This window comes from Paenibacillus sp. S-38, from assembly GCF_049942825.1.
Lineage (GTDB): Bacteria > Bacillota > Bacilli > Paenibacillales > NBRC-103111 > Paenibacillus_G.
In genome coordinates, this window is record NZ_CP187970.1 from 2,034,383 (window position 1) to 2,060,648 (window position 26,266).

28 protein-coding genes and 1 other RNA gene are annotated in these 26,266 nt (G+C 58.2%); 16 read left to right on the forward strand and 13 right to left on the reverse strand.

Going from position 1 to position 26,266, the window contains the following annotated elements; all coding sequences use genetic code 11:
- Window position 1 precedes the first annotated feature (1 nt).
- The 4 genes from ACP26L_RS09700 to ACP26L_RS09715 all read right to left on the reverse strand — a co-directional run bounded on the left by ACP26L_RS09700 (window position 2) and on the right by ACP26L_RS09715 (window position 4,891).
- Window positions 2–1,381, reverse strand: a complete 1,380-nt coding sequence (locus ACP26L_RS09700; protein WP_426452324.1) for an ABC transporter permease — start codon at window positions 1,379–1,381, stop codon at window positions 2–4.
- Window positions 1,378–2,070: an ABC transporter ATP-binding protein gene (locus ACP26L_RS09705; protein ID WP_426452326.1), complete on the reverse strand. Its 693-nt coding sequence runs from the start codon at window positions 2,068–2,070 to the stop codon at window positions 1,378–1,380. The genes ACP26L_RS09700 and ACP26L_RS09705 overlap by 4 nt, the downstream gene beginning before the upstream one ends.
- Before the next feature lie 266 nt (window positions 2,071–2,336).
- Window positions 2,337–3,530, reverse strand: coding sequence for an MFS transporter (locus ACP26L_RS09710; RefSeq protein WP_426452327.1), 1,194 nt, complete (start codon window positions 3,528–3,530; stop codon window positions 2,337–2,339).
- A complete protein-coding gene (locus ACP26L_RS09715; RefSeq protein ID WP_426452328.1) occupies window positions 3,527–4,891 on the reverse strand; it encodes a multi antimicrobial extrusion protein MatE in 1,365 nt (454 codons plus the stop codon). The genes ACP26L_RS09710 and ACP26L_RS09715 overlap by 4 nt, the downstream gene beginning before the upstream one ends.
- 183 nt (window positions 4,892–5,074) lie before the next feature.
- Here ACP26L_RS09715 and ACP26L_RS09720 point away from each other — a divergent pair, with 183 nt between their 5' ends.
- The 7 genes from ACP26L_RS09720 to ACP26L_RS09750 all read left to right on the forward strand — a co-directional run bounded on the left by ACP26L_RS09720 (window position 5,075) and on the right by ACP26L_RS09750 (window position 10,253).
- Window positions 5,075–5,392 carry a hypothetical protein gene (locus ACP26L_RS09720; protein WP_426452329.1) on the forward strand — a complete coding sequence of 106 codons (318 nt, stop codon included), beginning with the start codon at window positions 5,075–5,077 and terminating at the stop codon, window positions 5,390–5,392.
- Window positions 5,393–5,431: 39 nt separating this feature from the next.
- Window positions 5,432–6,031, forward strand: a complete 600-nt coding sequence (locus ACP26L_RS09725) for a hypothetical protein (protein WP_426452330.1) — start codon at window positions 5,432–5,434, stop codon at window positions 6,029–6,031.
- 43 nt (window positions 6,032–6,074) lie between these two features.
- Window positions 6,075–7,106, forward strand: coding sequence for a tetraprenyl-beta-curcumene synthase family protein (locus ACP26L_RS09730; protein WP_426454877.1), 1,032 nt, complete (start codon window positions 6,075–6,077; stop codon window positions 7,104–7,106).
- Window positions 7,107–7,160: 54 nt separating this feature from the next.
- A complete protein-coding gene (gene pfkA / locus ACP26L_RS09735; protein ID WP_426452332.1) occupies window positions 7,161–8,126 on the forward strand; it encodes a 6-phosphofructokinase in 966 nt (321 codons plus the stop codon).
- 532 nt (window positions 8,127–8,658) lie between these two features.
- A complete protein-coding gene (locus tag ACP26L_RS09740) occupies window positions 8,659–8,886 on the forward strand; it encodes a DUF3906 family protein (protein ID WP_426452333.1) in 228 nt (75 codons plus the stop codon).
- 92 nt (window positions 8,887–8,978) lie between these two features.
- The gene (locus tag ACP26L_RS09745) at window positions 8,979–9,512 is read left to right on the forward strand and encodes an NADPH-dependent FMN reductase (protein WP_426452334.1); all 534 of its coding nucleotides are present in this window, start codon (window positions 8,979–8,981) and stop codon (window positions 9,510–9,512) included.
- 36 nt (window positions 9,513–9,548) lie between these two features.
- Window positions 9,549–10,253, forward strand: a complete 705-nt coding sequence (locus tag ACP26L_RS09750) for a uracil-DNA glycosylase (protein ID WP_426452336.1) — start codon at window positions 9,549–9,551, stop codon at window positions 10,251–10,253.
- Window positions 10,254–10,368: 115 nt separating this feature from the next.
- On the opposite strand, the gene ACP26L_RS09755 is transcribed toward ACP26L_RS09750, so the two are convergent.
- On the reverse strand, window positions 10,369–11,547 hold the full coding sequence (locus tag ACP26L_RS09755; RefSeq protein ID WP_426452337.1) for a putative glycoside hydrolase: 1,179 nt from the start codon (window positions 11,545–11,547) through the stop codon (window positions 10,369–10,371).
- Between the two features lie 126 nt (window positions 11,548–11,673).
- On the opposite strand from ACP26L_RS09755, the gene ACP26L_RS09760 reads away from it, so the two are divergent.
- Window positions 11,674–12,828: an MFS transporter gene (locus ACP26L_RS09760; protein ID WP_426452339.1), complete on the forward strand. Its 1,155-nt coding sequence runs from the start codon at window positions 11,674–11,676 to the stop codon at window positions 12,826–12,828.
- Window positions 12,829–12,951: 123 nt separating this feature from the next.
- The gene (locus tag ACP26L_RS09765; RefSeq protein WP_426452341.1) at window positions 12,952–13,248 is read left to right on the forward strand and encodes a hypothetical protein; all 297 of its coding nucleotides are present in this window, start codon (window positions 12,952–12,954) and stop codon (window positions 13,246–13,248) included.
- A gap of 82 nt (window positions 13,249–13,330) precedes the next feature.
- On the opposite strand, the gene ACP26L_RS09770 is transcribed toward ACP26L_RS09765, so the two are convergent.
- From ACP26L_RS09770 to ACP26L_RS09790, 5 genes are all read right to left on the reverse strand, one after another.
- Window positions 13,331–13,558: a Sec-independent protein translocase subunit TatA/TatB gene (locus tag ACP26L_RS09770; RefSeq protein WP_426452342.1), complete on the reverse strand. Its 228-nt coding sequence runs from the start codon at window positions 13,556–13,558 to the stop codon at window positions 13,331–13,333.
- Window positions 13,559–13,682: 124 nt separating this feature from the next.
- Complete coding sequence (locus ACP26L_RS09775; protein WP_013915329.1) at window positions 13,683–13,877, reverse strand: hypothetical protein; 195 nt, start codon at window positions 13,875–13,877, stop codon at window positions 13,683–13,685.
- A gap of 183 nt (window positions 13,878–14,060) precedes the next feature.
- Window positions 14,061–14,897 (reverse strand): YitT family protein, encoded by an 837-nt coding sequence (locus tag ACP26L_RS09780; protein WP_426452343.1) that lies wholly within the window; start codon window positions 14,895–14,897, stop codon window positions 14,061–14,063.
- Between the two features lie 223 nt (window positions 14,898–15,120).
- Window positions 15,121–15,855 (reverse strand): DUF4247 domain-containing protein, encoded by a 735-nt coding sequence (locus ACP26L_RS09785; RefSeq protein WP_426452345.1) that lies wholly within the window; start codon window positions 15,853–15,855, stop codon window positions 15,121–15,123.
- 79 nt (window positions 15,856–15,934) lie between these two features.
- The gene (locus tag ACP26L_RS09790) at window positions 15,935–16,465 is read right to left on the reverse strand and encodes a DUF4178 domain-containing protein (protein ID WP_426452346.1); all 531 of its coding nucleotides are present in this window, start codon (window positions 16,463–16,465) and stop codon (window positions 15,935–15,937) included.
- A 304-nt stretch (window positions 16,466–16,769) separates the two neighbouring features.
- Here ACP26L_RS09790 and ACP26L_RS09795 point away from each other — a divergent pair, with 304 nt between their 5' ends.
- Complete coding sequence (locus tag ACP26L_RS09795; protein ID WP_426452348.1) at window positions 16,770–18,392, forward strand: DEAD/DEAH box helicase; 1,623 nt, start codon at window positions 16,770–16,772, stop codon at window positions 18,390–18,392.
- Between the two features lie 181 nt (window positions 18,393–18,573).
- Here ACP26L_RS09795 and ACP26L_RS09800 read toward each other — a convergent pair whose 3' ends face one another.
- The gene (locus ACP26L_RS09800) at window positions 18,574–18,669 is read right to left on the reverse strand and encodes a hypothetical protein (RefSeq protein WP_014369301.1); all 96 of its coding nucleotides are present in this window, start codon (window positions 18,667–18,669) and stop codon (window positions 18,574–18,576) included.
- Between the two features lie 134 nt (window positions 18,670–18,803).
- On the opposite strand from ACP26L_RS09800, the gene ACP26L_RS09805 reads away from it, so the two are divergent.
- The 3 genes from ACP26L_RS09805 to fsa all read left to right on the forward strand — a co-directional run bounded on the left by ACP26L_RS09805 (window position 18,804) and on the right by fsa (window position 20,684).
- A complete protein-coding gene (locus tag ACP26L_RS09805) occupies window positions 18,804–19,643 on the forward strand; it encodes a YesL family protein (protein ID WP_426452350.1) in 840 nt (279 codons plus the stop codon).
- An 89-nt stretch (window positions 19,644–19,732) separates the two neighbouring features.
- Window positions 19,733–19,912: non-coding RNA, 6S RNA (gene ssrS, locus ACP26L_RS09810), on the forward strand.
- Between the two features lie 115 nt (window positions 19,913–20,027).
- Window positions 20,028–20,684, forward strand: coding sequence for a fructose-6-phosphate aldolase (fsa, locus tag ACP26L_RS09815; RefSeq protein ID WP_426452351.1), 657 nt, complete (start codon window positions 20,028–20,030; stop codon window positions 20,682–20,684).
- A 266-nt stretch (window positions 20,685–20,950) separates the two neighbouring features.
- Here fsa and xylB read toward each other — a convergent pair whose 3' ends face one another.
- Complete coding sequence (gene xylB, locus ACP26L_RS09820; protein WP_426452352.1) at window positions 20,951–22,489, reverse strand: xylulokinase; 1,539 nt, start codon at window positions 22,487–22,489, stop codon at window positions 20,951–20,953.
- Window positions 22,490–22,676: 187 nt separating this feature from the next.
- Here xylB and ACP26L_RS09825 point away from each other — a divergent pair, with 187 nt between their 5' ends.
- Both ACP26L_RS09825 and ACP26L_RS09830 read left to right on the forward strand, forming a co-directional pair.
- Window positions 22,677–23,906, forward strand: coding sequence for an ROK family protein (locus ACP26L_RS09825; protein WP_426452353.1), 1,230 nt, complete (start codon window positions 22,677–22,679; stop codon window positions 23,904–23,906).
- A 100-nt stretch (window positions 23,907–24,006) separates the two neighbouring features.
- The gene (locus tag ACP26L_RS09830; RefSeq protein WP_013915338.1) at window positions 24,007–24,396 is read left to right on the forward strand and encodes a DUF1499 domain-containing protein; all 390 of its coding nucleotides are present in this window, start codon (window positions 24,007–24,009) and stop codon (window positions 24,394–24,396) included.
- Window positions 24,397–24,554: 158 nt separating this feature from the next.
- Here ACP26L_RS09830 and tpx read toward each other — a convergent pair whose 3' ends face one another.
- On the reverse strand, window positions 24,555–25,058 hold the full coding sequence (gene tpx, locus ACP26L_RS09835) for a thiol peroxidase (RefSeq protein ID WP_426452354.1): 504 nt from the start codon (window positions 25,056–25,058) through the stop codon (window positions 24,555–24,557).
- A gap of 209 nt (window positions 25,059–25,267) precedes the next feature.
- On the opposite strand from tpx, the gene ACP26L_RS09840 reads away from it, so the two are divergent.
- The gene (locus tag ACP26L_RS09840; RefSeq protein ID WP_426452355.1) at window positions 25,268–26,182 is read left to right on the forward strand and encodes a LysR family transcriptional regulator; all 915 of its coding nucleotides are present in this window, start codon (window positions 25,268–25,270) and stop codon (window positions 26,180–26,182) included.
- Window positions 26,183–26,266 lie beyond the last annotated feature (84 nt).

Genomic DNA, 26,266 nt, shown 5'->3' on the forward strand with positions numbered 1-26,266 from the left:
CTCAGTCGCGTTTGATCGCGGTCAGGGCATCGGTGCGGGAAGCGTTGACGGCGGGGTAGATCCCGGAGAGCACGCCGGTCAGCACCGCGAAGAACAGGCCCACCGGGAGAATCCACGGGGAGATGAAGAGCGTCTCCTCACCGGGGACGTCCGCCAGCTTCAGCAGGGCGATATTGATGCCCCAGATGACCCAGTAAGAGAACAGGATGCCGATGCATCCTCCGACAAGTCCCAGCAGGGCGGACTCCACCATGAACATGTGCCGGATCTGCCGCAGGTTCGCCCCAAGCACCTTCATGATCCCGATCTGCCGCCGGCGCTGGTAGGTGGACATTGTCATGGCGACCACGATGGAGATGGAAGCGACGAACAGGATGAACAGGCCGGCCCCCGCAAAAATGAGACGGATCATCAGGAACTCCTGCTTCATCCGCTCCTCATAGTGAAGGTTGGTCTGCACGTTCAGGTTCAGCTTCTTCAGCATCTCTTCCAGGGTCTTCACATTCGCTACGTCATCCGCCTTGATTTTGACCTGGCTGAAGGTGGCGCCGCCCGTGCGGCGGATGGCTTTCGCTCTTTCGTCTCCCGCTCGCTCCAACTCTTCGATCAGACGCTCGCCGAGCTGCGGGGAAACATAGGCCGTTTTCTGCCGGGAAGCGGCCTCCTCGGAGGCGCCCTCGGGCTTCTTGATGATGCCCGCCACCCTGGCCGGCAGGGAGATGACGCTGCCGGCCGACCGGTCATCCGTGCTGACTGCTCCAGAGGGGGCTTCCGGCTTCAGCAGCAGCTGCTTCTGGTACATGGGATAAGGAATAAGCTGATAGGTGCGCCAGGCGGCCTGGGCTTCCCGCCGCTGTCCGCTCCGTGCCTGCTTTGCGATGGACTCGGAGGTGTTCGCATCCAGCAATCCCATGGTCGCGCCGTAGGTTAGCACGATCGCATTTTCTCCCTCCAGCGAGCTGCCGCCCTGTCCGAATTCGATGCCGAAGTCCTGCAGGGTACCGAGCTCGGTAATATGGACTTCATTCAGGTACCCCCGCTTGCCCCCCAGCTCGAAGGAAAGGCTGTTCAGGGTCCGGAGGGAAGCAACTGCCTTCACGTGAGGAAGTCCGCGGATGACCCCGATCTTCGTCTGCGTAAGCTCACTTGCCTGGGAATCGGCCGCTCCTTCGGTGCTGTCCCCCGGTGCGACCAGGATCTCGTCCATGCTCAGGAACTGGTTCATCGAATTGCGGGCGAGGGTCTGGATCGATTCGCCGAAGGCCAACGCTACGATAATGGAGGAGGAACCGATCGCCAGGCCCATGGCGCACAGCAGGGTGACGACAATGCGCCGCCGCAGCTGGTCCCACCCAAGGCGCAGATAATCGCCCATCCTCATGGCGGCAGCACCTCCTGACGGAGGTCTTCCACGAGCCGTCCGTCCCGCAGGTGGATCACGCGCCGGGTCCGTTTGGCGACTTCCAGCTCGTGCGTGACGATCACGAAGGTGATCCCGAGCGTAACGTTCAGCTCCAGGAGCAGGGCGATGATCTCCTCCTCCGTCTTCGTGTCGAGGTTGCCGGTCGGCTCGTCAGCGAACACGATCGCGGGCTCGGTCACAAGCGAGCGGGCGATGGAGACGCGCTGCTGCTGGCCTCCCGAGAGCTGGGAGGGGAAGAGCGCGCCCTTGTCCCCGATGCCGACGCGGGTCAGCAGGCTGTCGGCCTTCTCGCGCCGCACCTTCGGTCTGACACCCTGAAAAACAAGGGGGAGCTCCACATTCTCCCTTACGGTGAGATGGGGGATGAGCTCGTAGGATTGAAAGATAAAGCCGATCTGCGACCGCCGGAACTCGGCGAGCCGGTTCTCGCTCATGCGCTCGATGGGCTCCCCGTTGATGAGGATAGAGCCGGCTGTCGGCTTCATGAGCCCGGCCATGAGGTTCAGCAGGGTCGATTTGCCGGAGCCGGAGCTGCCGAGCAGCGACACCAGACCGCCCGCTTCGACTTCGAAGTCGATCTGCTGCAGGACGGGGGTCGTTTCGGTGCCGTTCGTGAAGCTATGGGATAATCCTCGTACGGCTAACACAGGGTTCCCTCCAAGGTCTTGCATTGTCGGACGCTGTAGTCCCAGATAACAGACGATTTCCTTTTGCCAAAAGTTACACATTAAGGAATAGTTAAGAAATAGGGGGCTCATTGAAGGAACTGTACGCAAAAAAAGCCGGGCATCGTCTTACCTGCAAGACGGTGTCCGGCTTCAATAGATCTTTCAAAAGGCCGTGCGGGCTCGGCTGCAAGGACTAGCGAGGCGGCCGTGCGTTCTGCTTCGTGCGGAGCCGGAGAGAGGCGGGTTTACTCCTTCCCGCGTTCCATCTCCGCTTCCAGCGAGCCGTCTCTTGTCTTCGCATGAAGGACAAGGAAGCCCAGCATGCCGAGGAGGGCCAGGGCGGAGGCGGCGCCGTACATCGCATGGGGGCTCCAGCTATTGAACAGCCAGCCGCCCAGCAGGCCGCTGAGCAGCCCGGCGAGCCCGGACCAGGTGATGGCGAAGAGGGCCTGACCGCTCGCCCGGAACTGGTCGGGAACCACGCTCTGGATATAGCGGATGCAGGTGAAGAGGAAGACCCCGAAGGAGACCGAGTGCATCAGCTGAATGACGATCACCCACTGCGGATTCTCGACCTGGCTCATGAGCAGGAAGCGGAACGCATACATTGCCGCGCACACGGCGAGCAGCGGGAGCTCCTTCAGCTTGTGGCCGTACTTGCTCAGGAGGAAGAATACGGGAATCTCGCTGAGCGCAGAGGCCATCCACGAGTTCCCGACGATGGACGCATCGGCCCCGAGCCGCTGCAGGAACAGGGCGAGGAAGCCGTCGTTCATCCGGTGGGCGATCGAGAGCACGAGCACGGTCAGCATGAACGCCACGAAGGGCCGGGAGCCGATGATCGGCATCAGGCCCGAGAAATCCGGCTTCTTGACGCCCGCTTCCCTGGCATCCTTGAGGAAGAGCGATAGGGCGAGCGAACAGGAGATGGTGCCGAGTACGAGAACGACGGTAAGTCCCGATCCATAGCTTCGCAGCAGCTGGCCGAAGACCAGCGCGGCGAAGGCGAAGCCGATCGAGCCCCAGACGCGGAACGAGGCGTAGCTTTTGCCCGTCCGGCTTGCGGTCAGCAGAGACAGCGAGTCGCTCAGCGAGGTCATCGGCGTCTGGAAGAAGAAGAACACGCCCATGAGCAGCATGAGGAGACCGAACGCGTCGGACCGGAACACCAGGAAGGCCATCGTGAGCTGGCCGATCAGGATGAGGACCAGCACCTTCTTGACCGTCCGGAAGCGGTCGCTCATCACCCCCCAGAACAGGTTCGAGACGATGCCGATCATCGGACCGACCGAGTACAGGAGCCCGATCTGAAGGGTGGAGAAGCCCTTGGACTGGAAGTAGAGCGGGAAGTAAGACGTAATGACGGCCACGGTCATAAAAAAGGAAAACGTGAAACACCGGAGCAGCGTCGGGCTGCCGGTTTCCTGTGTATCGGTCATTCGGATTCACTCGATTCGTTAGGTTTTGGCGGGGACGCCAGCAGGCTGCTCGGCAGGCGGGCCTCCGCTTTGGATGTCTCCCGCAGCACATAGAAGACTACGGACAACTCGGCGGCGATCCCGAGCGACTGGGCCAGCGCGCCGATGGCGCCATTCCAGGCGGGATTCCAGAGCACGCCGAGGAACAGGGCCGCGAGGGTCATCGTTACGTTGGCCGCCTGCGACCAGACCATTACCTTGGTCTGACTGCGGAGCATGAGCAGCCCGTTGCCGAAATCCAGCCAAGGGAAGAGCAGCACCATAAGCATAAATATCTTCAAAGTGGACAGGCTGGCAAGCATCAGCCTCTCGCTGGCGCCCATCACGTGCTGCAGGAACCAGGGGCCGGCCGGCGTAAAGCACAGGATGGCGAGCAGCGTGGCCGGGATGAACGAGAGCATGAGCGTGAAGCGCAGCACGGCCGCCGGGTCCTTACGGTGAAAGTTCAGCACAATCTGGTGTATGTACGAGAAGAAGCTCTGGACGAGCTGGGTCACACTGCCCGCAATAGCGAACGATGCGATCGCCAGGGCGATGTCGGTCGTTTTGCCGAGAAAGGCGTTGATCGCAGGTCCCGCAATGACCGCTATGAAAGACGAGTAGAGCAGCGGTCTATAGAAAGGGAAGATCTGGGAGGCCGAGGCGATCTCATGGCCTTCCTTCACCTCCGGAATCACCCGGCGGAGCAGGGAGCGGCCTTCCCAGACGGAGACCGCTGCTTCGATGATCATTCCGGAGAGGAAGATGACCGCTCCGACCACCGCACTGTCGACTCCGGTCCGGATGTAGTACAGGGAAAGCAGATACATCCCGAGGAGCCGGATTCCCATGCCGATCGTCAGCCATTTGGTCCTCATATTATAGATAATGATGCCGTGGAAGAGGCAGCGCAGACCGGAGAAGATGCTCACGAACATGAGCACCCGGTACACCGTGAGCATGGACGGGACCATTTCCTCTCCGGCTCCGAAGAGGTTCGTGAAGATCCACGGGCCGAGCGGAGTGTAAGAGATAACGCCGCCGAGCACGAACACCGAGCCGAGCACGTAGAAGGCAACGAGCGACATCGCACGGAAGGAGCGCCGGTCCCGCACCAAGGCCGAGCAGGTCTGCCTCAGCAGGACCGCCGGCCGCTCCGTGATACCGAGAATGCTCATCGGCAGAGCGTAGCATGCAATGATGAACTCGGGCGATGCCGAGCGGGCAAGCGTGCTGTTGATGATGACGTGAGAGATGGTAACGAGGCTGGCGGACAGGCCGAGCGGCAGGAAGAATGCGAACAGCTGCCGAAGCGTCACGCGCTCCTTGGTCCCTTGTGGCATGGCGATCCCCTCTTTTCAGTTTAGACATTATAGCATTGAATCGACATATGTGGAGCGTTTACTTTAATAAAATTTACTGGGGCACTGGAAGCCTTTCAACGTTCGTGATACATTAATATAGATATTCTGCTGTACAACCTGTGCACGGCTGACCGCATGCTGGGAGAGAAAGGTGGAACAGACATGGATCATCTCTTTGTATTCGACGAACGTCTGGGAATCCCGCTGCCTCGTCTGGACAAGGATTTCGAAGATTACAGCGAACGGGAACAGGAAGCGATTCTGCTGCGGTGGGAAGAAATCCGGGGCATGATCCCCGATCGGATAAAACGACTCGAAACGATGATTATCGCCAGGCAGGACCAGCTGAACGTCGAGGACAACTTTGTGAGTTCCTGCCGGCTCAACACCGAGATCGCCGAGCTGGCGAGCACGATCAACGAGCTGCATATCTGGTTCCGCGTACATCAGGACATCTCGGTGGGCAAGACCCACCTCTAGCCCGCCGCCGAGCGGCGGCACAAGGAGGAGGCGAACCGCTTGGCTTGGAAAGAACACTTCAAGACGCTGGCTCAGCGTCTGGCGGCCCACGAGCCGTCTCTGTATCCGGCTGAAGAACTCGATGAGCTCGACGACATCCGCATAGGCAAGCTTTCCGTAGAGGGCTTCAGCGAAGGGGAGAAGCCGTTCGCGCTGGCCGTGAAGTCGGCGCTGCATCTCTTCAATGAGAGCCTGGATGCTTCGCATGAACTCTCGCAGGAGCTGCACACGCCCGAAGGCAGCCTGCTCCACGGCATCATGCACCGCATGGAGGGGGATTATCCCAACGCGCAGTACTGGCTGCGGCTGGCCGGCCGGCATCCGTTCTCAGAAGCGCTCGGGAGCCGTATGCAGGCTTACCTGCAGGAGCAGGATTTGACCCGGGTGGGAAGCCCGGCGCTGAGGAAGAAGCTCGAGGCGATGGCGTCGCAGAGGGCATATGATCCCTTTACCTTAACGGAAGCGGTGGAACAGCAGGTTACCCGATCAAGGGACGAAGGGGCGGAAGCTCATCTGAAACACCTGCAGTGGCTGGAGCTTCGCGGACTGCTGGACTACTGCTATGTCCGTTCGGGCGGAGAAGGCGGTCTTTTTGCGTAAGCCCGCACACAGATCCGCCGCCCCGGGGAACCCCTTCTCCCTGATGCTCCGGGTGTACCGCTACGTGCTCCCTGGCGTCAGGGAGCAGCTGAAGCACTGGCGTATGCGCGCCCAGGCGATTCCCGATGCGGAGCTTCGCCGTCAGGCGCTCGCTTCCATGGCCAGCAAGCAGTTCCACTGCGAAGGGGGCGCCGTCTATGCCGTAGCCAACATGCCGATGCGGCATGTGCTTATTCCGCTGATCGTGGCGCTGCAGACGATCAGCGACTATCTCGACAACCTGTGCGACCGGAGCACCTCGCTTGATCCGGAGGATTTCCGGCAGCTTCACCAGTCGATGCTCGATGCGGTCGATCCGTCTGAGCCGCTTCATGACTACTATGCCTTTCGCAGCGAGCGGGAGGACGGCGGGTATCTGAACGATCTCGTCAAAACCTGCCAGGCCAGCATCCGGCTGCTTCCTTCCTATGCCCATGTGTCGGGGCAGGTTCGGGAGCTGGTGGGTCTGTACTGCGATCTGCAGGTGTATAAGCATATCCGCCCCGACCTGCGGGAAGAGTCGCTGCTCCGGTGGTGGGAGGGACACCGAAACCGGTATCCGTCCATCGCATGGAATGAATTTGCAGCAGCCACCGGGTCGACGCTCGGCATGTTCATGCTCTTCGTCGCGGCTTCGGAGAGCGAGCTCGCGCCGCAGGCCGCAGAGGAGATCCGCGAAACGTATTTTCCGTACATATGCGGACTGCACATTCTGCTCGATTACCTGATCGACCAGGAGGAGGACGAGGCCGGAGGGGACCTCAACTTCTGCAGCTATTATGACAGTATGCCGCACACGGTGGAGCGGATTGCCGCCATCGTGGCTGAGGCAAGGCGCAGGTCCCGAAGACTCGATCATCCCGCGTTTCACCGGATGATCATCGAAGGGCTGCTGGCCCTGTACCTATCCGATCCCAAAGTAAGCAAGCAGGCCCAGGTCAAACAGGTGTCCCGGCAGCTCATGAAGGACAGCCCGCTCATGCGGATGTTCTTCTTCGTGAATAGCCTGTGGATCCGCCGGACGTCCCAGGCCTGACGCTATATATAGTTACAAACCATGGAGTGCGATTGAACGAGGAGGAACCATACCATGTCAGTTAAAAAGATTGCAGTACTCACCAGCGGCGGCGATTCCCAGGGGATGAACGCAGCCGTCCGCGCCGTTGTGCGCAGCGGCCTGTTCCACGGCCTCGAAGTATTCGCCGTCCAGCGCGGATACGCGGGCTTGATCAATGACGACATCCGCCCGATGGACCTCCGCAGCGTAGGCGACATCATCCAGCGCGGCGGCACGGTTCTCCAAACGGCACGCTGTAAGGAGTTCCTGACGCCGGAAGGCCAGCAGCTCGGTGCGGACAACCTGCGCAAGCACGGCATCGACGGGCTCGTCGTCATCGGCGGGGACGGTTCCTACCAGGGCGCGAACAAGCTCAGCAAGCTCGGGATCAAGACGATGGGCCTGCCGGGCACGATCGACAACGACATCCCGTTCACCGACTTCACGATCGGCTTTGACACGGCGGTATCCATCGTGGTTGATGCGATCAACAAGCTGCGCGATACGATGAGCTCGCATGAGCGTTCGTCGGTCGTGGAAGTCATGGGCCGCCACTGCGGCGACATCGCTCTGTATGCGGGCCTCGCGAGCGGCGCGGAGACGATCATCGTGCCGGAAGTCGGCTATGATATGGATGAGATCTCGAACCGGATGGCGGAGAACTTCGCCCAGGGCAAGCGCCACAGTATCATCATCGTGGCGGAAGGGGTCTGCGGCGGCGACGAGATCTCGGCGGAGATCACCAAGCGCAACGGCATCGAGCCGCGCGTAACCGTGCTTGGCCATATCCAGCGCGGCGGAGCGCCGACGCACAACGACCGTATTCTCGCGAGCAGCCTCGGCGACTTCGCCGTGCGCAAGCTGATCGAGGGCGACTCGGGCAAGGCCTGCGGCATCATCAAGGGCGAGCTGACCGTGACCGACATCGACAAGGTCGTCAACACAAAGAAGCCGTTCAACATGGAGCTGTACGAGCTCGCGAAGCGGCTGTCCCAATAAGAAGTGTCAGCAGCAGCCAAAAAGCATCCGACCCGCGGAGATACCGGGGCGCCGGATGCTTTTTTTTGAATCTTCTCGCCAAGGCCCGGCTCTGCTGGCGCGCTGCCAAGACGATCAGTCACCGGAGGCGGAGGCTGAACCGCACACCTTCCGGCTCGAACTGCAGGTCGCGGATCGCGGCCGTCTAAGGCAAATAGCTCTTTAACCTCCAATGGCTGCGGCTGCAGCTGAAACCATCCGTCCGGCAGGCGTACTCCCCGCACTTCTGTTCCCGTATGGACTGCGGTGGGATAGGGATCCTGCCGGATCGGATTGAAGAACGGCAGGCTGGCTGCCTCCCGGCGGTTCCGGTAGAGCAGCTGCACATCCTATATTGTTAATAAACGTGCATTGTCCATAAGGAAGGCGACGTCGTTTATCTCATGAGATGGAAGGCGGCGCCTGCAGCCGAGGCGCAGAGACTTGTTGCCCCCCGGCCGGCAATAGGATAGGATGGGGAAGCAGCTACCAACCCTTGGGAGGCGGAAGACCCATGTTTATGTACAAGATCGAAGTCCAGTTGCAGAAGGAAACGGTATATGTGGTGCTGATGGCGGAAGACGACGCACAGGCTTTCGATGCTTTGGAAGAAACATTGGTCCGTCATTATGCTCCAAGCCCGGAAGTGGTGGATGCCGGCATTCTTGAGAAAAAACGCGCGGTGAAGGGTTCGGGCTACGTCATCGAGCCCCGGATCAACGCGTCCCTAGGAACCAATTGACATATTTATACATAACACATTAAAATGTATAAAAAGTCGAGGCTGAGCGGGTCCATGAGGAGCCGTGCCACAGCCGGAAGGATGGAAAACCCATGAAAATTACGATCGTAACGGGAAGCAACCGCAAAGACGCCTCAAGCACCCAGCTCAGCCGCTATATCGGCAGGGCGCTGGAGGAAGCCGGATGCGAAGTCACGCTGTTCGATCTCTACGAGCGGCCGCTGCCGTTCTACAGCCCGGATCAGGCGGAGCCGGACGAGAACCTGACCGCCTTCAGGCAGGCGCTGAACGAGGCCCAAGGCATTGTGCTGTCAACGCCGGAATACCACGGCAGCCTGTCGGGTGTGCTTAAGAATGCGCTGGACTGGGTGGGCTTCGATCAATTCGACGGCAAAGTAACCCTCTCCGTCTCTTCTGCGGGCGGCGCGGTAGGCGTCAGCTCCCTGCAGCAGCTGCAGACGATCGTGCGCAATGTGCACGGGATCAACTGCCCCGAGTGGATTTCGGTCGGCGGATCCCAGCGTGACTTTGCGGCGGACGGCGAACCGGCCGATGCGAAGACAAGAGAGCGCGTGCTCCGTACGGTGCAGTATTTTGTAGGCATGGTAGGGCGCTTCAAGAAGTAAATCCAGAGGGTAAGAAGCAGGAAGGAGGGATCGAAGATGGCAGCCATCTTGAAGAACGACTGGGGGCAGCTTCTGGCCGAGGAATTCGAGAAGGAGTATTATCTCCGTCTCCGGGAGTTTTTGAAGTGGGAATACAGCGGGCACACGGTCTACCCGGAGATGCAAGACATCTTTAATGCCCTTCAATATACGTCCTACCGCGGAACCAAGGCAGTCATCCTGGGCCAGGATCCCTATCACGGCCCCGGGCAGGCGCACGGTCTCAGCTTCTCCGTCAAACCGGGTGTCCCCGCGCCGCCGTCTCTTCAGAACATGTTCAAAGAACTGCGCGATGATCTGGGATGCTCCGTGCCGGATAACGGATATCTGGAGCCGTGGGCGCAGCAGGGCGTTCTGCTGCTCAACACCGTGCTGACAGTGAGACAGGGGCAGGCCCACTCGCATAAAGGACACGGCTGGGAGCAGTTCACCGACCGCATCATCTCGCTGCTGAACGAGCGCGAACAGCCCATCGTCTTCCTGCTCTGGGGCAGCCCGGCACAGAAGAAAGGGCAGCTCATCACGGAGAAGCGGCACTGCATCCTGCGTGCGGCTCATCCAAGCCCTCTGTCCGCGCACCGCGGCTTCTTCGGTTCGCGGCCGTTCTCCCAGGCGAATGCCTTTCTCGAAGAGAACGGGATGGAGCCGATCGAATGGCAGATTCCGAATCTGAGCAGAGGGAAGAAGAGCGGGACGGCTTGAAGGTGAAGTGCCGTGCAGCGGCATCCGTATCCGTGAAAAAGCCCGGATATCAGAGTAAACTCCTGATACCGGGCTTTTTGCTGTGCCGTTCATGCTGAGGCCGACGCATGCGAGTCTATTCGTAATTCACATCGGATGTATAGGTGTTGACGGCATTCCACAGCAGATATTCGTCGACTCCTTGATCCTTCAGGGCACGGATCTGCTCTTCGACTTCATGCCTGCCGTACTTAATATGCCCGCGCACCCAGCTTGCGGTGAAATCCTGGATCCACGGGCGGATGACCGGCTTCGTCCCCTGCAGCGCCTCCAGCTTCTTATGCGTATCCTTCATCGAGCCTTCGATGGTGGCGTAGGGCCGGGCGTCCGGCACCGGCGATCCGTACCAGCCGGACGTGTAGTGGCTCGGGTACACCATCGGGGAGATGACGTCCACCTGGCGCGAGATCTTCTCAAAATCCTGTCCGATGCCTTCCGCAGCGGGGACCGAGGCCGCATACCCGAAGATGTCGACGGACACCCGCACCCCCAGAGGATTGAGCTGCTCTCTTGCATACTGCACGAAGGACGCCACCGCATCGATCCGGCTCCGCTCGTCTTTGCCGTACTGCAGGGTGTCCGCACGGGTCTCGAAGCCTTCCGGGAAGCGGACATAGTCGAACTGGATCTCCTTGAATCCGGCCTTCGCCGCTTCCTTGGCGATCAGGATATTATAATCCCATACTTCTTTCATGTAAGGATTGACGAAGCTGTCTGGCGGGTTCTTGGAGTTGCCCCAGAGCGTGCCGTCCGGACGGACGAAAGACAGATCGGGCCGCTGCTTGGCGAGCACCGTGTCCTTGAAGACGACGATGCGAGCGATCGGATAGATGGCATGCTCCTGAAGGGTGTTCATCAGCTTCGGCAGATCAGAGATGATCTTTTTGGTGGTGCCTCTCCCCTGGAGCTCCGGATTGCCGGTCTCAAATGTAATGCTGCCCCAGTCATCCTTGATATCGATTACCATGCCGTTCAGCTCGGTACGGTCGAGCAGTTCCAGCAGCGTATTCATGCGGGAGCCGGCGGCGCTGTGGGCGGTGACGTAGATCCCCTTGACTTTGGGGGCATCCTTCTGGGGATCGGTCTTCTCTGTCGTCAAGCTCATCGTTCCCGCTGAGGGGAGGGGAGGACCGGCCTGCAGCAGGGCAGCCTGCGAGCTTACGGCGGCCAGGGCGGCTTCTTCGAAGGCGGCGCCGGGATGCTCCGCGCTAACGCCTCCATAGGCCATGAGCAGTGCGGCCAGCAGCAATTCCATCGGGCATTCTCCTTGCTAGATTAATATCTTTCATTATAATAAAAGAGTTGGCTGCGGGACAGACGCCGAAGGCATAAAGGGCGGACCCCGGCTTGGCGCCAGACTCTACTTAAAGGAACGATGCCCATGAACAAGCAGGTTTGGACGCTGCGAGGCCTGACCTTCTCTTACTATGCGACGACAGCGGTGCTCATGCCGTTCCTGCCCGTCTACTTCGAGGGACGGGGCTACTCCTCTTCCCAGATCGGCCTTCTCATGATGATCGGGCCTTTCGTCACGATCTTCGGACAGCCGCTTTGGGGCTACCTCAGTGACCGTTATCAGACCCTTAAGTTTATGATTTTCGGCTTATGGGCTATGACTGTATTATCCAGTGTGGGGATCTTTGAAACGCAGGGGTATCCGCTGGCGCTGCTGTTTATGCTCATGCTCTACTTTTTCATGCAGTCGTCGAATCCGCTGCTCGACACCCTGTCGATCAAGGCCGCGGCGCGGTCGGGAGGCAGCTACGGGCGCATTCGTCTCTTTGGTTCGATGGGCTTTACACTGCTTGCCGTATCCACGGGGTGGATCCTGGAGAGGCTGGGCGGCCTGCAGAACATTCCTTATTTGTATTGGGGCATCTGGGTGCTGCCGTTCGTGCTGCTCTTGTTCCTGAAGGATGACAAAGGCTCGGCCCCGCGGGTGACGCTCTCGATGTTCGCGAGCACCTTCAAGAACCGCAGGTTCCTGTGGTTCCTGCTCATGATCTTCATTCTGATGATTCCGCACCGGATGAACGATGTGCTGTTTGTGCTTCACCTTCGTGATCTCGGTGCTTCCGATTCGATGCTCGGCTTCGCCTGGGCTCTGGCGGCCGCAGCGGAGATTCCGACCTTTGCCCTGCTGGGCCGGTATATGCACAAGTTCCACGAGCTGGCGCTGCTCGGCATCATCGCGGTCCTCTATACAGTCCGCTGGCTGCTCTACGGCTCGATCGCCGACCCGTCCGTGCTCATGCTGCTGCAGACGATGCACTGCATCACCTTCGCCGCATTCTGGATCGTCTCCGTGCAGTATGCCGTGCGGCTGGTGCCGCCGGAGCTGCAGTCGACGGGACAGGCTCTTCTGTCCATGGTATTCCTTGGACTCGCAGGGATCACTGGCGGTTCCGCCGGAGGATGGGTCAAGGATCACTGGGGCGGAAGCGGCATGTATTACGGGGGGGCGGTGCTGACGGCCACGGCTGCGGTTCTGCTGCTCGGTACGCATGCCTATTACCGGAAGAAGGGCATTTCTTAATACAGCCCCGTGAATCGGAGCCTTTTTTCCTGCGGGAGAAGAGGCTCTTTTGCTGCGAAAAAAGGGGGTAGCTGCGGACGGGTAAAGGAAAAGATAAGTGGAAAGAAGGGGAGGGTTAGAGCCATGAGACAATGGATGAAGGCACAGCCCAGCGGGCCGCTGAAGAGCAGGGTCGAGGGGGATTCGCTGCGCTGCACGCTGAAGGTGGCGGCCTGGGAGGACAGTGACGCCCCGCCGGAGGACCCGGGGGAGACGGTGGCGCTGGTGATCGGAACGGCCGGCCGCGGCAGGGCGGAGATCCGGGTTCAGTATGAGGAGGCGGATTATGAAGAGCATAAACGGTCGCTTGTGGTTCAGCGGGCCGTCAAAGAAGCGATGAAGCGGGTCGAGCTCGAACTGCAGAATCATCTTGGCTCCTGAGGTGACTCGGGGCACCCGCCGGGGCCGGAGCAAAGAAAAGCCGGCCCCCTCTTGGGAGCCGGCAGTACGGACGTAATCCGATCTATTTGTTCGGTGTCTGCTGGACTGCATCGGCCGATACGGTCAGTTCTTTCTTCGCTTCGATCTCGCGGGGAGACTCTTCCGGATGGCTCTTGCCGTTCGTCGCATCCTTGAATTCGCGGAACATGCGTCCGAACCCTCGTCCGAGCTCCGGAAGCTTCGCAGGTCCGAACAGCAAAAGTACGGCCACTACGATGAGTATAATGTGCATGGGGGAAAGTGCGCCCATATTGTACACCTCCAAGATGTTACTCCAACTATCATGTATCCTACCATATATTTATCGGCTCGTCGCCGCCAATATATTACGAATCCCCAAACATTTTCCGGGAAAGATGAAAAAACGCCACCTTCTAATGAAGGTGGACGTCTTTCTGATGCTCGGAAATGCTGTATTGTATGATTTCTAACGCGTCATCCGCTTCCAGAGAAGCGAGGCCGTTCCGAAGTACAATCTCCGACTCGAGTTCATGTTTGCGCAAGAATGGATACATCTCGGGAGTCAGCTTCATAACAATGATGGATAATTTGACGGTTTCCACAAGCATCACCCTTCCTGTCATCTGTTGTTTAGCGGTTCGTGAACGCCTTACGAGCAATCCAGGTAGCCAGGGGAATCCATTATGAAAATCCATTATGAAATTATACATCCTCATTATAGCATATGCCTGCGGACTTATGTATCGGTACATTTGATGAAATTCGGGTAAAACTGGCAAAAATAGGCTTGCTCAGGACCGGCGGAACAGGCCCATAACCGCGACCGTCTGCGTAATATTGACAAAAGCCTGAGGGTCCCACTGGCGGACAAGGTTAAGCAGGTCAATGAGCTCATAGCGCGTGGTCACCGTCATCAGCATATGCTGCGCCTCCCCGGTATATGCCCCTTCGGTTGCCACGACGGTAACGCCGCGGTGCAGCTTCTGCATCTTTTTCAGCAGCACCTCCTTCTTCTTGGTCACGATGAACACCGTAACCTTGACATGGCGGATATGAATGGAGTCGATTACCCTTCCGGCAATATAGATGGACAGCATGGAATAAAGGGCCAGATCCCAGCTCTGCTTGAAATAACCGAGCGAGATGATAATCGCCCCGTTCATCAGAAAGGAGAAGGTACCGATTGAAAAATCGCGTCTGCGCGTCAGAATCGACCCTATAATATCGAATCCGCCGGTGGAACCGCCGACCCGCATCGAGATGCCGGCTCCGAGTCCCACAAGCACCCCGGCGGTAACCGCTGACATGATCAGGTCCTTGCTCACGGCATAGACGGGCACCAGCTCCATGAACCACGTCGTCATCGCAACCGAGAAGACGCTGAGGAGGATAAACCGCCGGCCGATCGTCACAAGGCCCCAGATCAGGACGGGAAGATTGAAGAGCAGGAACAGCAGCGAGATCGGCCAATTCGTAAAATAACCGACGATCATGGCAATACCCGATATCCCTCCGCTGAGCAGCTGGTGCGGAATCAGGAATAAGTTAAAGCCGACGGCGACGATAGCGGCCCCGAGGGCGCATACGAACAAGGAACCGAACCACGAACGCTGGAACCACTGGAACACAGCTGCACCTCCTTTTATTAAGGATAGTATGTCTAGAATGGTTCCGGGGCAAACGTACGGCCGGCAGCCGTTCCCCGGGGGAAGCGGCTCAGGGCTTTCCCGCAGATACGGAAAGCCCTTGAAAGAATGAGGAAAAGCAGACGGAGCCGTCTGCTTTCGCATCGGATATTGTCCCGGCTTCACGGGACGCGGTGTATAAAAGCGGTAGGCACCAGAGAGCCCGTCACTTGCGGCGCTTGAAGGTGCCGGAACGTTTGGTGGTGCCGGGCTTGCTTCCGCTGCTTGCCGGCGTACGGTAAGTAGGCGTCGAACCGTCATTCCTCCGTACGGCATCTCCAGAGCTGCCCGCCGGGCTCTTGGATGCCGGCGGGGTGGAGGGCGTCGTGAAGCTCCCTTTGCGGTCGGTAGTCGTGGGAGGCGCGGTACCCGGTGTTTTGGCTGCTCCGCCTGTACTGGGATATGGGACGGTCTGGTACTTGCCGTAATCGTCATAACGCTTCGTCGACCGGTAGCCCCGGTAATCGTAGCCTCCCCGGTGGGAGCTGTACCAGCCTCCGCCGAACAGCGACTGCAGCAGGGTGGCTGTGATATAGCCCTCAAGGAAAGAGGAGTCGTAGTTATCCCGGGCGTAGGTGATCGTGTCCACTTCGACCAGGGTGGAGGTTTCGTTATTCGGATCCTTCTGGACATTGACAATCTTATCGCTGTACACCAGGAACATCTGGTCAGGCGAAGATTTGGATTGTTCCTGCGGGGGCTCGCTCGCCGCAATCTCCTGCGCTACGGTAGGGACGTCTTTCCCTTCGACGGCATAGATCTTCGCCGTGCTCTTGCCCTGCCCCTGCACGTCGATCAGCGGGTAATTCTGTTTGATATATTGGCCGGCATCACCGGTGCATCCCGCCAGCAGCGAGAGGACCAGCAGCACCGGAAGCAGCCGCATCCATAAGCTCCGCATACGCTTGAAACACCTCCATTCATGTAACGTCCGACCTTTTCAACACGGGATGTACCGACCTCGGCGGCCCCGAGAGCGATCAGGATCCTTTCATAAACCGGATTTGGCTTCCGGGGGTACGCTGGCCCTCCATAGCCACATATTTGCCGTCCTGCCACTGCAGGAAAAAGTGCCGGTCGCCGCTGCCGAGGTAGCTCCAAAAAAGGACGGTGTCGTCCGAGCGGAAATCCGTACGGCCTTCCGTACGGACCCGGTCACTGCGGTGGTGCTCGAGGTCATAGGTGACTTCGCCGCCGACATCCAATACCGTCGGAACATCATTCGGATCGTCTAGCGAGCCTTCCACAAATTCGCAGAGGAAGCAGTCGTAGCTTCGGCCTTTTTCGACGAGCAGACATGAGATATGTTTGCCGTTCTGGAGATAATAAGCGAAGCGGTGCGGCGGGAACCCCTGGTCGAAGTAGACGGCCTTGCCGGAAACGACGTATTCTTCCAGGTCGACGGTAAGGATATCTCCGACCCGGGTGTCTTCCAAGGGATTGGACGGACGCTCCTGCGGCGCCTCTTTGCCCGATTTCAGGATATCACGGGCCCGTTTCCAAATGGACATGCTCATTCGCTCCTTTGTTGTTTGCCGTACGGTTGGCAGGGTTGGATGGCGCTCTATTAACCGATTACCCCAATGCTGTTCCCCTTACTACGATGATAAGGTTTTTCCGTTTCATTTCCAAGTGCAGTGGAATATGAATACAGGATGTGGTATAATACTAAAGATATTCTTAAGTACGGCCTTGACTGTTCAATTCTGGCACTTCTGGAAGGTGCCTTTGGTAAGAGTTAAATTTAGGAAGATAGGAGTCGCACTTAAGGGTATAGAAAACAGAAGAACCCGAGTAAAAGGAGAATGAAATCATTTGAAAACATTTAGCGAATTCGGCCTAGAGCCCAAGGTACTGCGCGCCATCACGGAGATGGGATTCGAGGAATCCACGCCCATCCAGGAGAAAGCCATTCCTGTAGCCCTTGAAGGCCGTGACCTGATCGGCCAGGCACAGACCGGTACGGGGAAGACCGCGGCATTCGGTATCCCGCTGGTGAACAAGATCGACGTGAAGGAAGAGAAGATCGTCGCTCTGATCATGTGTCCTACGCGCGAGCTGGCGATCCAGGTGGCGGAAGAGATCGAGAAGCTCGGACGCTTCAAGGGCATCCGCTCCCTGCCGATCTACGGCGGCCAGGACATTGTGAAGCAGATCCGCGGCCTGCGTAAGAAGCCTCAGATCATCATCGGTACGCCGGGACGACTCCTTGACCATATCAATCGGAAGACCATTAAGCTGGATGACGTGCAGACCGTCATTCTCGATGAAGCTGACGAAATGCTTGATATGGGCTTCATGGATGACATTAAGTCCATCCTGAGCCTGGTGCCGGAAGAGCGCAATACGATGCTGTTCTCGGCTACGATGCCGATCAATATCCAGAAGCTGGCCCAGCAGTTCCTGAAGGATCCGGAGCATGTCTCCGTCATTCCGAAGCAGGTATCCGCTCCTCTGATCGACCAAGCTTACATCGAGCTGCACGAGCGCCAGAAGTTCGAAGCGCTCTGCCGCCTTATCGATATGGAAGCTCCTGAGCTCGCCATCATCTTCGGCCGTACGAAGCGCCGGGTAGATGAGCTCTCCGAAGCGCTCCAGAAGCGTGGTTACGCAGCAGAAGGCCTGCACGGCGATCTGTCCCAGAACCAGCGTGACAACGTGATGCGCAAATTCCGCGACGGCAGCATCGACGTGCTCGTAGCTACGGACGTAGCGGCACGCGGTCTCGACGTATCGGGCGTAACGCACGTTATCAACTTTGACCTTCCGCAGGATCCGGAGAGCTATGTTCACCGGATCGGCCGTACGGGCCGTGCGGGCAAAGAAGGCGCAGCTTACACCTTCGTCACGCCGCGCGAGATTGACCACCTGCACTTCATCGAGAAGATCACGCGTCACCGCATCACGAAGAAGCCTGTACCTAGCCTTGCAGAAGCCATCGAAGGCAAGCAGAAGGTTACGGCGGAGCGTGTGCTTGAAGTGCTCCAGAAAGACGAGCACAACGAATACAAGGGTCTGGCGATCTCCATGCTCGAGCACCACGATTCCGTTCATCTCCTTGCGGCGGCTCTCAAGCTGCTGACAGGCGGGGACAAGAAGGAAGTCGATATCGAGCTGACGCCGGAAGATCCGATCCGTGCGAAGAAGAGAAGACCGGATGTGCGCAGCAACGGTCGTCGTCCTTCCGGTTCGTACGGCACAGCAGGCAGCGCACGCCGCAATGACCGTCCTTACGGCGGCGGGGGCGGCAGCCGTGATGGCGGCGGCTACCGCGGCAACCGCGACGGCGGACGCCGTGAAGGCGGCAGCTACGGTGGAGGCGGCCGTGATGGCGGCGGCTACCGCGGCAACCGTGACGGCGGTGGCTACCGCGGTAACCGTGACGGCGGCAGCAACTACTCCCGTCCGTCGAACCGCAGCGAAGAAACGCTGGTGTAATCCACCGGGAACAGCAAAGAAGCAAGCGCGCTTAGAGCGTGCTTGCTTCTTTTTTGCTGTTCACAGCATTACAGAATGTACTACCTGGAGACGCGGGCTTCTACCCTCTGTAATGTGGAGCTGACAGGCACCGTCCTTGGAGCGAACGGTGAACCCGTCAACCTTGCGTCTTTGCGGTTCATTACACGAGAAGGCTGCGGCTAACGATAACCAGCAGGATGAACAGTACGAGGATCGTGCCCGTGGAAGTCCATGCACCAGCTGCAGGATAACCCATAGTGACAACCTCCTTTGGATGATATTTACCGGGTGGTGATATATACTATGCCGGGACTCCTTTTTGGTATAGACTGCTACCTAGATGAAGGGAATTAGGCTATAATAGGGGTATACAAGAAGGAGGGCATCAAGTTGGAATTTCGTGGAATTATGGGCGGTTTTTACCGCATCTCCGAATGGATCATGCGTCTTTCGGTGATTAATGTGCTTTGGATTCTATGCGGCATCCCCTTCTTTATGCTGGGGCTGATCCTGCTGCAGGCGGGGACGACCGATCAAGTTTTGCAAACGCTTATTCTGATGGCGATCGTTTCGCCGTTCACTCTGTTTCCTTCTACGGCGGCCATGTTCAGTGTGGCCCGGAAGTGGCTGACCGGGGACGAGGACGTGCCTCTCTTCAAGACCTTCTTCCGCAGCTACAAGAGCAACTATGTGCAGGCGATGCTTGGCGGCCTGCTGTATGTACTCTTCGGCGTCATTTTGTACACGAACTTCCGATTCTACGGTAATCAGACGGGGCTTTTCAGCGTGCTCCGGTTCCTGGTGTTGTCCCTGACCGTGCTGCTTTCCATCTCGCTGTTTCATTACTTCTCCATCTTGTCCCATCTGCATATGAAGACACTGCAGATTGTGAAGAATGCCATGCTGATCACCATCGGCAATCCGATCCGTTCCATTTCGATGATCGTATTGAACGGCGTCGTTCTGTACATCAGCTTTGCTGTTTTTACATTCCTCATTCCATTCTTTATGGGCAGCTTGTTGGCCATCGTTTCCTTCTGGCACTTCAATCTCATCTTCGGCAAGCTGCAGGAGAAACAGCAGGAGCTTGCGGAGAAGGAGGCGGAGGCTGCTGAGCAGGCCCGGCTGGAGGCCGAAGGGGGCGGTGATGCCCTGGATGCCGCACTGGACGGGGCGGAGCTGCGGGAAGCCGAAGAACGCAAAGACGAACGCGGCGACTTCAGCCGGTAGCTCCATGTTTTCTCTGTAGTGCCAGCAATGAGCCGGGCCGCCGAGGTTTACTTTCACCTCAGGGTAGACTATAATAAACCTACAAACAAAAAATCCTGCGATGTGCGTTTCGGTTATCGTGTTTTAAACCAATGATTGTTTCTAGGGAGACCTATATAGAATTGCGGCTGACCTGCCCTCGAAAAGGGACTTCAAAACCGATTCTGCGGTCACCCACCTGCTGGCGCAGGTTTGAGACAAGTTGACCGGACGGCATAGGCGGGTTTTTTTTATGCCGAATTGTTCACGTGAACATACGTTTGCTATGAACAGCAGCAGGGGCGTACATAAGGACGGCGGGTATAAACAAACCATAAACCAAGAGCAGAGAGGGAGTTTGGAGAAATGAAGTTGTTTATTGATACCGCGAATGTCGATGAGATCCGCAAGGCCCATGAGCTTGGCGTTATTGCCGGCGTCACCACCAACCCATCCCTGATTGCCAAAGAAGGCAAAGACTTCTTCGCGACGGTGAAGGAAATCATCGAAGTGGTGGGCAATGTGCCGATCAGCGCGGAGGTGATCTCGCTGAAGGCCGACGAGATGGTGGAGCAGGGCAAGAAGCTGGCTGCGCTCGGCGACGGCATCGTGGTGAAGGTCCCGATGACCGAAGAAGGGCTGAAGGCTACGAAGATCTTCACGGAGCTCGGCATCAAAACCAACGTCACCCTGATCTTCTCTTCCACACAGGCTCTCCTGGCAGCTCGTGCAGGGGCAACCTATGTGTCTCCGTTCGTAGGACGTCTCGATGACATCAACCAAATCGGGATGAACCTGATCAAGGAAATCAGCGAAATCTTCGCTATTCACGATATTCAATCGGAAATCATCACGGCCAGCGTCCGGACGACGACACATGTCATCGAAGCGGCACTGCTCGGCGCTCATATTGCAACGGTTCCTTACAAGGTTATCCAGGGGATGGTCAAGCATCCGCTGACGGATGCGGGGATCGAGCGCTTCCTGAAAGACTGGGAAGGCGCGAAGCAGTCGGTATTCTAGGAGACGGGACAAGCTCCGGTTAGAAATAGAGAGGCATCCGCGGTGAGCGGATGCCTCTTTGTTGTGGCGTGAAGCTGGTGGTGCAGGCGGTGCTGTTCGTGCTGGTGAAGCTGGTGATGGCGGTAATGCGACAGGGGAGGCAGGGGACAGTGCCAATGTCGGAGTGGCTGTGGAGCCGCTCAGCGGCATCGGGCGAGCCGGGATGCGGGTGCTCCGCAGGAGAGCTGGCCCGAATAATACAGTGCCCCGAGTATGTTTCTTCCGGCTCAGCTGTGCCCTTCCTCTGCAGCAAGGTCGCTGAGGAGATGGAAGCTCGACTTCAGCGTGCCGTACAGCGTACGGTAAATGTCGTAGTAAGCCTGGTAGCGCTCCTGGTTAGCAGCAATCGGCTCGACCCGGTCTTCGGCCCGGATCCACTTCTCGCAGAGCTCGGGGATCTCGCGCTTCAGGACGCCGGAAGCGGCCATCACTGCGGCGCCGAAAGCCGGACCGTCCGTGGAGTTCACGGTCACCACCGGGTAGCCGAAGATGTCGGCGATCATCTGGCGCCAGAACCGGCTGCGGGCTCCCCCGCCGTTTACGCGAAGCTCGGTGATGGTGATGCCCGACTCCTTGATGAGCTCCATGGAATCCCGCAGGCCGAAGGTGATGCCCTCAAGGACGGCACGGGTCAGATGGGCTTTGCTATGGCGCAGGTTCAGCCCGATGAAACCGCCGCGGGCCTTCGGATCAGGATGCGGTGTGCGCTCTCCGGTGAGGTAGGGCAGGAAAAGGAGTCCTTCGCTCCCGAGCGGGGCCGTCGAGGCCAGTTCCGTGAGGTATTCGTAGACGTCCCTGCCTTCCTGCTCGGCCCGCTGCAGTTCCTCATACGCAAAGTGGTTCTTCCACCACTGGAACGAGCCGCCGGCTGCGAGCATGACGCCCATCCGGTGCCAGTTGCCCGGCACGCCGTGGCAGAAGGAGTGGAGTCTGCACTCCTCGTCGGCCTGGTACGTGTCGTCGTGTACGAAGACGACGCCTGAGGTGCCAAGGGCGACGGAAGCGATGCCGCTGCGCACGACGCCTACACCGACGGCGCCGCAGGCCTGGTCGCCGCCGCCGGCGACGACCGGGGTACCGGGCGCCAGGCCGGTCAGCTCGGCGGCAGCGGGGAGCACCGTGCCGGCGATGTCGCTGCTCTCGAAGAGCGGCGGCAGCCAGGCGGCCGGAATACCCAGCTTGCTGAGGACCTCCTCGGACCAGCGGCGGTTCGCCACGTCGAGGAGGAGGGTGCCGCTCGCATCGGCCATATCCATGCCGAATTCGCCGGTCAGCTGCAGCCGTACATAATCCTTAGGCAGCAGCAGGTGCGCGGTCCGCTCGAAGTTCTGCGGCTCCCGGTTGCGCAGCCACACCACCTTCGGTGCCGTGAAGCCTGTGAGCGCTTTATTGCCGGTTAGCCGGCCCAGCTCCTCTTTACCGATCGTCTCTTCGATCCATTCGCACTCGGCCCCTGTGCGCTGATCGCACCAGAGCAGGGCAGGGCGGACGACGTTCAGCTCCTTGTCGAGGAAGACCGAACCGTGCATCTGGCCCGACAAGCCTACACCTGCAACTTCAGCGCCGGTGATGCCGGCCTTCTCCAGCAGTTTGCGGATACAGCCGGCAGTGCCTTTCCACCAATCCTCCGGATGCTGTTCAGCCCAGCCGGGCTGAGGCTGCAGCAGAGGATACTCCTCGCTTGCACTCGCTTTCACTTCGCCGCGGTCATTGACCAGAATGCACTTGACGGCGGATGTTCCGAGATCGATCCCCAAGAAAAACATGCATGTCACCCCGTTAGGATAATTGGAAGAAAACGTATAAGCAAGCAACTTTGTTTACTTAATAAACAAATTATATTACGATAGAGGAGAGATAGCAATGTGAAAATCAAACGGACGCTTAACAAGAAGGAGCAGATCGGATACAATAGGACGATATCTGCAGGACTAGGGCGGAAGGTGAACGAACGTGAAGTCAAGACCGGTTTCAGGCGACAGTACATTTTTAAAAAGCCTAAATAAATCGACGCTGCTGGGGCTCATCCGTCGGCAGGCTCCGATCTCGAGAGCGGATCTTGCGAAGACGACCCGTCTGACGAGGGCCACCGTGTCGGCTTTGGTCGAGGAGCTCATCGGAGACCATCTGGTGATCGAGACGGGCATTGGCGAATCCAGCGGCGGACGGAAGCCGATGTTGCTGGAGCTCAACCGCAACGGCGGCCGTGTGATCGGACTCGACCTGCGGCCGACGGATCTGCTGCTTGTGGTGACGGATCTCCATGGAGGGATCCGAAAGCGTGCGGAGTATGCTTATGGGGAAGATGCCTTGAGGGACCCCGGACTCTTCCTGAAGAGGATTTTGGAGCTCCTGCAGAAGGAGCGGGAGGAGCTGGAGAGCACCCCACTGGGGCTCATCGGTGTTGGGATCGGGGTCCACGGCTTCGTGGAATATCCGTCGGGCCATGTCGTCTTTGTGCCGCATACGGGCTGGAAGGATCTCTCCTGGAAGGAGGAGCTGGAAGCTTCTCTCGGACTGCCGGTAATACTGGATAACGAAGCGAATCTGGCGGCTCTCGGCGAGCTGGAATTCGGAGCGGGCGCCGAAGCGGACTGCAGCGACATGCTGTACCTCAGTGCCGGCGGGGGCATCGGGGCCGGCCTCATCCTCGGCGGCGAGCTTTTCCGGGGAACGGGGGGGCTTGCCGGAGAAGTAGGTCACTCGACCATTCAGATGGACGGGCTCCCCTGTTCCTGCGGCAACCGAGGCTGCTGGGAGCGCTATGCCTCCGAGCGGGCATTGGCCGAGAAGCTAAGCCTGGATTACGCACCTGGATTCTCGGAGCGGCTGCTTAGCCTGCTCGAGCAGGGAGACGAGAAAGCATGCGAAGCGGTGAAGCAGGCAGGGTCGTATCTCGGCATTGGGATCGGCAATATGATGCACACCTTCAATCCCCAGATGATCGTGGTCGGCAACGCTATGAGCCAATACGCCCCCTGGGTGAACAGGCCCCTGCTTGATGCGCTGGCATCCCGGTATTCGTATTTAGCCTCCTTCCGCATTACGGTCCGCTATTCGCAGCTTGGAGAAAACGGGTGTGCACTGGGAGCGGCATCCTCCATCCTCCGCGCACGCATGCGCCTGCAGGATCACGACACTCAGCCTGTCCGCAGCGGGGCCTCCGAACCGAACGGAACGTGAACGAATTGTGTATTTCCTCTTTCTCTCGGACCCAAACAATGATATGATTGAGGTTAGTGTGAACCGGAGTTTATTGTTACTTCATTGAGGAGGGAAGGCTTTGCTTAAGCGTACCTTGGTCGGTCTCATCCGCAGCCACGAAACCACGGGTGAGAAAGCGAAAGATCCGGCATTGAAAACCAGATATTACAAGATCTCCATGGATCAGGCATGGGATGAGATTATCAATATGTTCAAGAAACTCAGCGGCTACAAACTGCTTCATGAAGTAAGAAGTGTCGGAGAGATTGTGGTAGAGCGCAAGACGATTACCGGCCGGACCCAGGACATTACATTGACCTTGTTCAGCATTACGCCGGTGAAGACGGCTGTCGACATCTACTCCGCTTCTCGCGGTTCGCTGGGGGATCTGGGGGCGAATTACCGGACCATCCTCGATATTTACAAGCATATCGACAAGCGCCTCGCCGCTTATAAAATAAACGAATGACAAAAAACAGCGTGGTAGCCAAAGGTGGCTGTACGCTGTTTTTGTCATATCGGAGAAGAACGTTGGGCTGGCTTTCCTGTCCTCCGATAGAAAAATAAACGCACAGCGCCCCGTGAAGGACGATGTGCGTTTAGGAGGAAAGTATTCGGTTCAGCTGATTAAACGAGCTTCTTCACAGCTTCGATCGCTGCTTCGTAGTTCGGGTGCTCCGTCATTTCGCCGAGGTACTCCACATATTGGATCGTGTCGTTAGCGTCGATCACGAAGATGGATCTCATGAGCAGGCGCAGTTCCTCGATCAGCACGCCGTAGGCTTGGCCGAAGGAGTGGTTTTTGTAGTCGGAGAGCGTCACGACTTTGTCGATGCCTGCAGCGCCGCACCAGCGGGCTTGAGCCATCGGGAGGTCGACGGAGATCGTCAGGACGATCACGTTGTCGCCGAGCTTAGCAGCTTCTTCGTTGAAGCGGCGGGTTTGAGCGTCACATACGCCCGTGTCCAGGGAAGGGACAACGGAGATCAGCTTGATTTTACCTGCATAGTCCGCCAAGGAGGCAGTTTCGAGCAGATTCTTGTTCACTGTAAAGTCAGGTGCTTTGTCTCCCGCTTTCAGTTGAGTTCCGACCAGGGTGATCGGATTGCCTTTCAGAGTCGCTTGTGCCATGAGTACATGGGCCTCCTTCAAGATCCTTGATAATGTTGGTATTCACCGAGGAATATTATAACATTGAACCGGACGAGTAATCCAGTCGGGACGAGTCTGCAATGCTTTACCGAAACCTTACGTGCTTTTCTGCGTAAGTATGGACAAATCCCGCCGAACATGCGATTATACAACTTTAGAATGGCATCAGTGGAAGGAAGGAAGCGTTTGTGGAACTGCGGCAGCTTCAATACTTTGTGAAAGTGGCACGCAAACAGCATGTGACCCAGGCGGCCGAAGAAATGCACGTCGCCCAGTCGGCGGTCTCGCGCCAGATTCATCAGCTCGAGGAAGAATTGGGCGTCCAGCTTTTCGTGCAGAAGGGCAGGAATCTGCAGCTGACTTCTGTCGGCAAGCTGTTTCTCTGCCGGGTGGAAGGGATCTTGACGGACCTGGAGAGGGCCGTGAATGAAATACATGAATACCTGGATCCCGAGAAAGGGGAGATTCGGGTCGGGTTCCCGCACAGCTTGGGGATCTATCTGCTTCCCACTTTAATCGCCAGCTTTCGCAAGCATTATCCGAACGTCACGTTCCGCCTGCGGCAGGGAACCTATAACAGTCTGATCCGCGATGTGATGAAAGGCGAAATCGACCTGGCCTTCATTTCACCTTTTCCCGAAAAGCACAGTCATGTCACCGGAGACCTGCTCCTGCAGGAGGAACTGTATGCGATTGTTCCGCAGGGACATGATCTCGCCGAGTCGAAGACGATCCGGCTTGAACAGCTTAAGGAGGACTCCTTCGTCATGTTCAGTGAGGAGTATTCCCTGCGTTCCATTGTCCTGGAGGCGTGCGGCAAGGCGGGGTTCGTCCCCCGGATCGGGTTCGAAGGAGAAGAGACGGATACGATCCGCGGCCTGGTTGCTGCGGGGATGGGGGTCTCCCTGCTCCCGGAGATGGCGCTGACCGAGATCAGCGTCCTCCAGCCGGTCAAAGTCCGGGTCGTTGAACCTCAGGTCACGCGCAGCGTGGGCATGATTCAGCGTTCCGGGGAGAAGCTTCCCTTGGTGGCGGAGGTCTTCCGGAAGTTCCTGCTGGATTTCATGGCGACGAAGTACCGCAAGGGCGAAAGCTCCGAATAAAAAAGCAAAACGGCCCTCCAAGGCGAATCAAGTGCCTTAGCGGACCGTATTCCATTATGGCTTAGAGACCGGCCAAGATCAGCG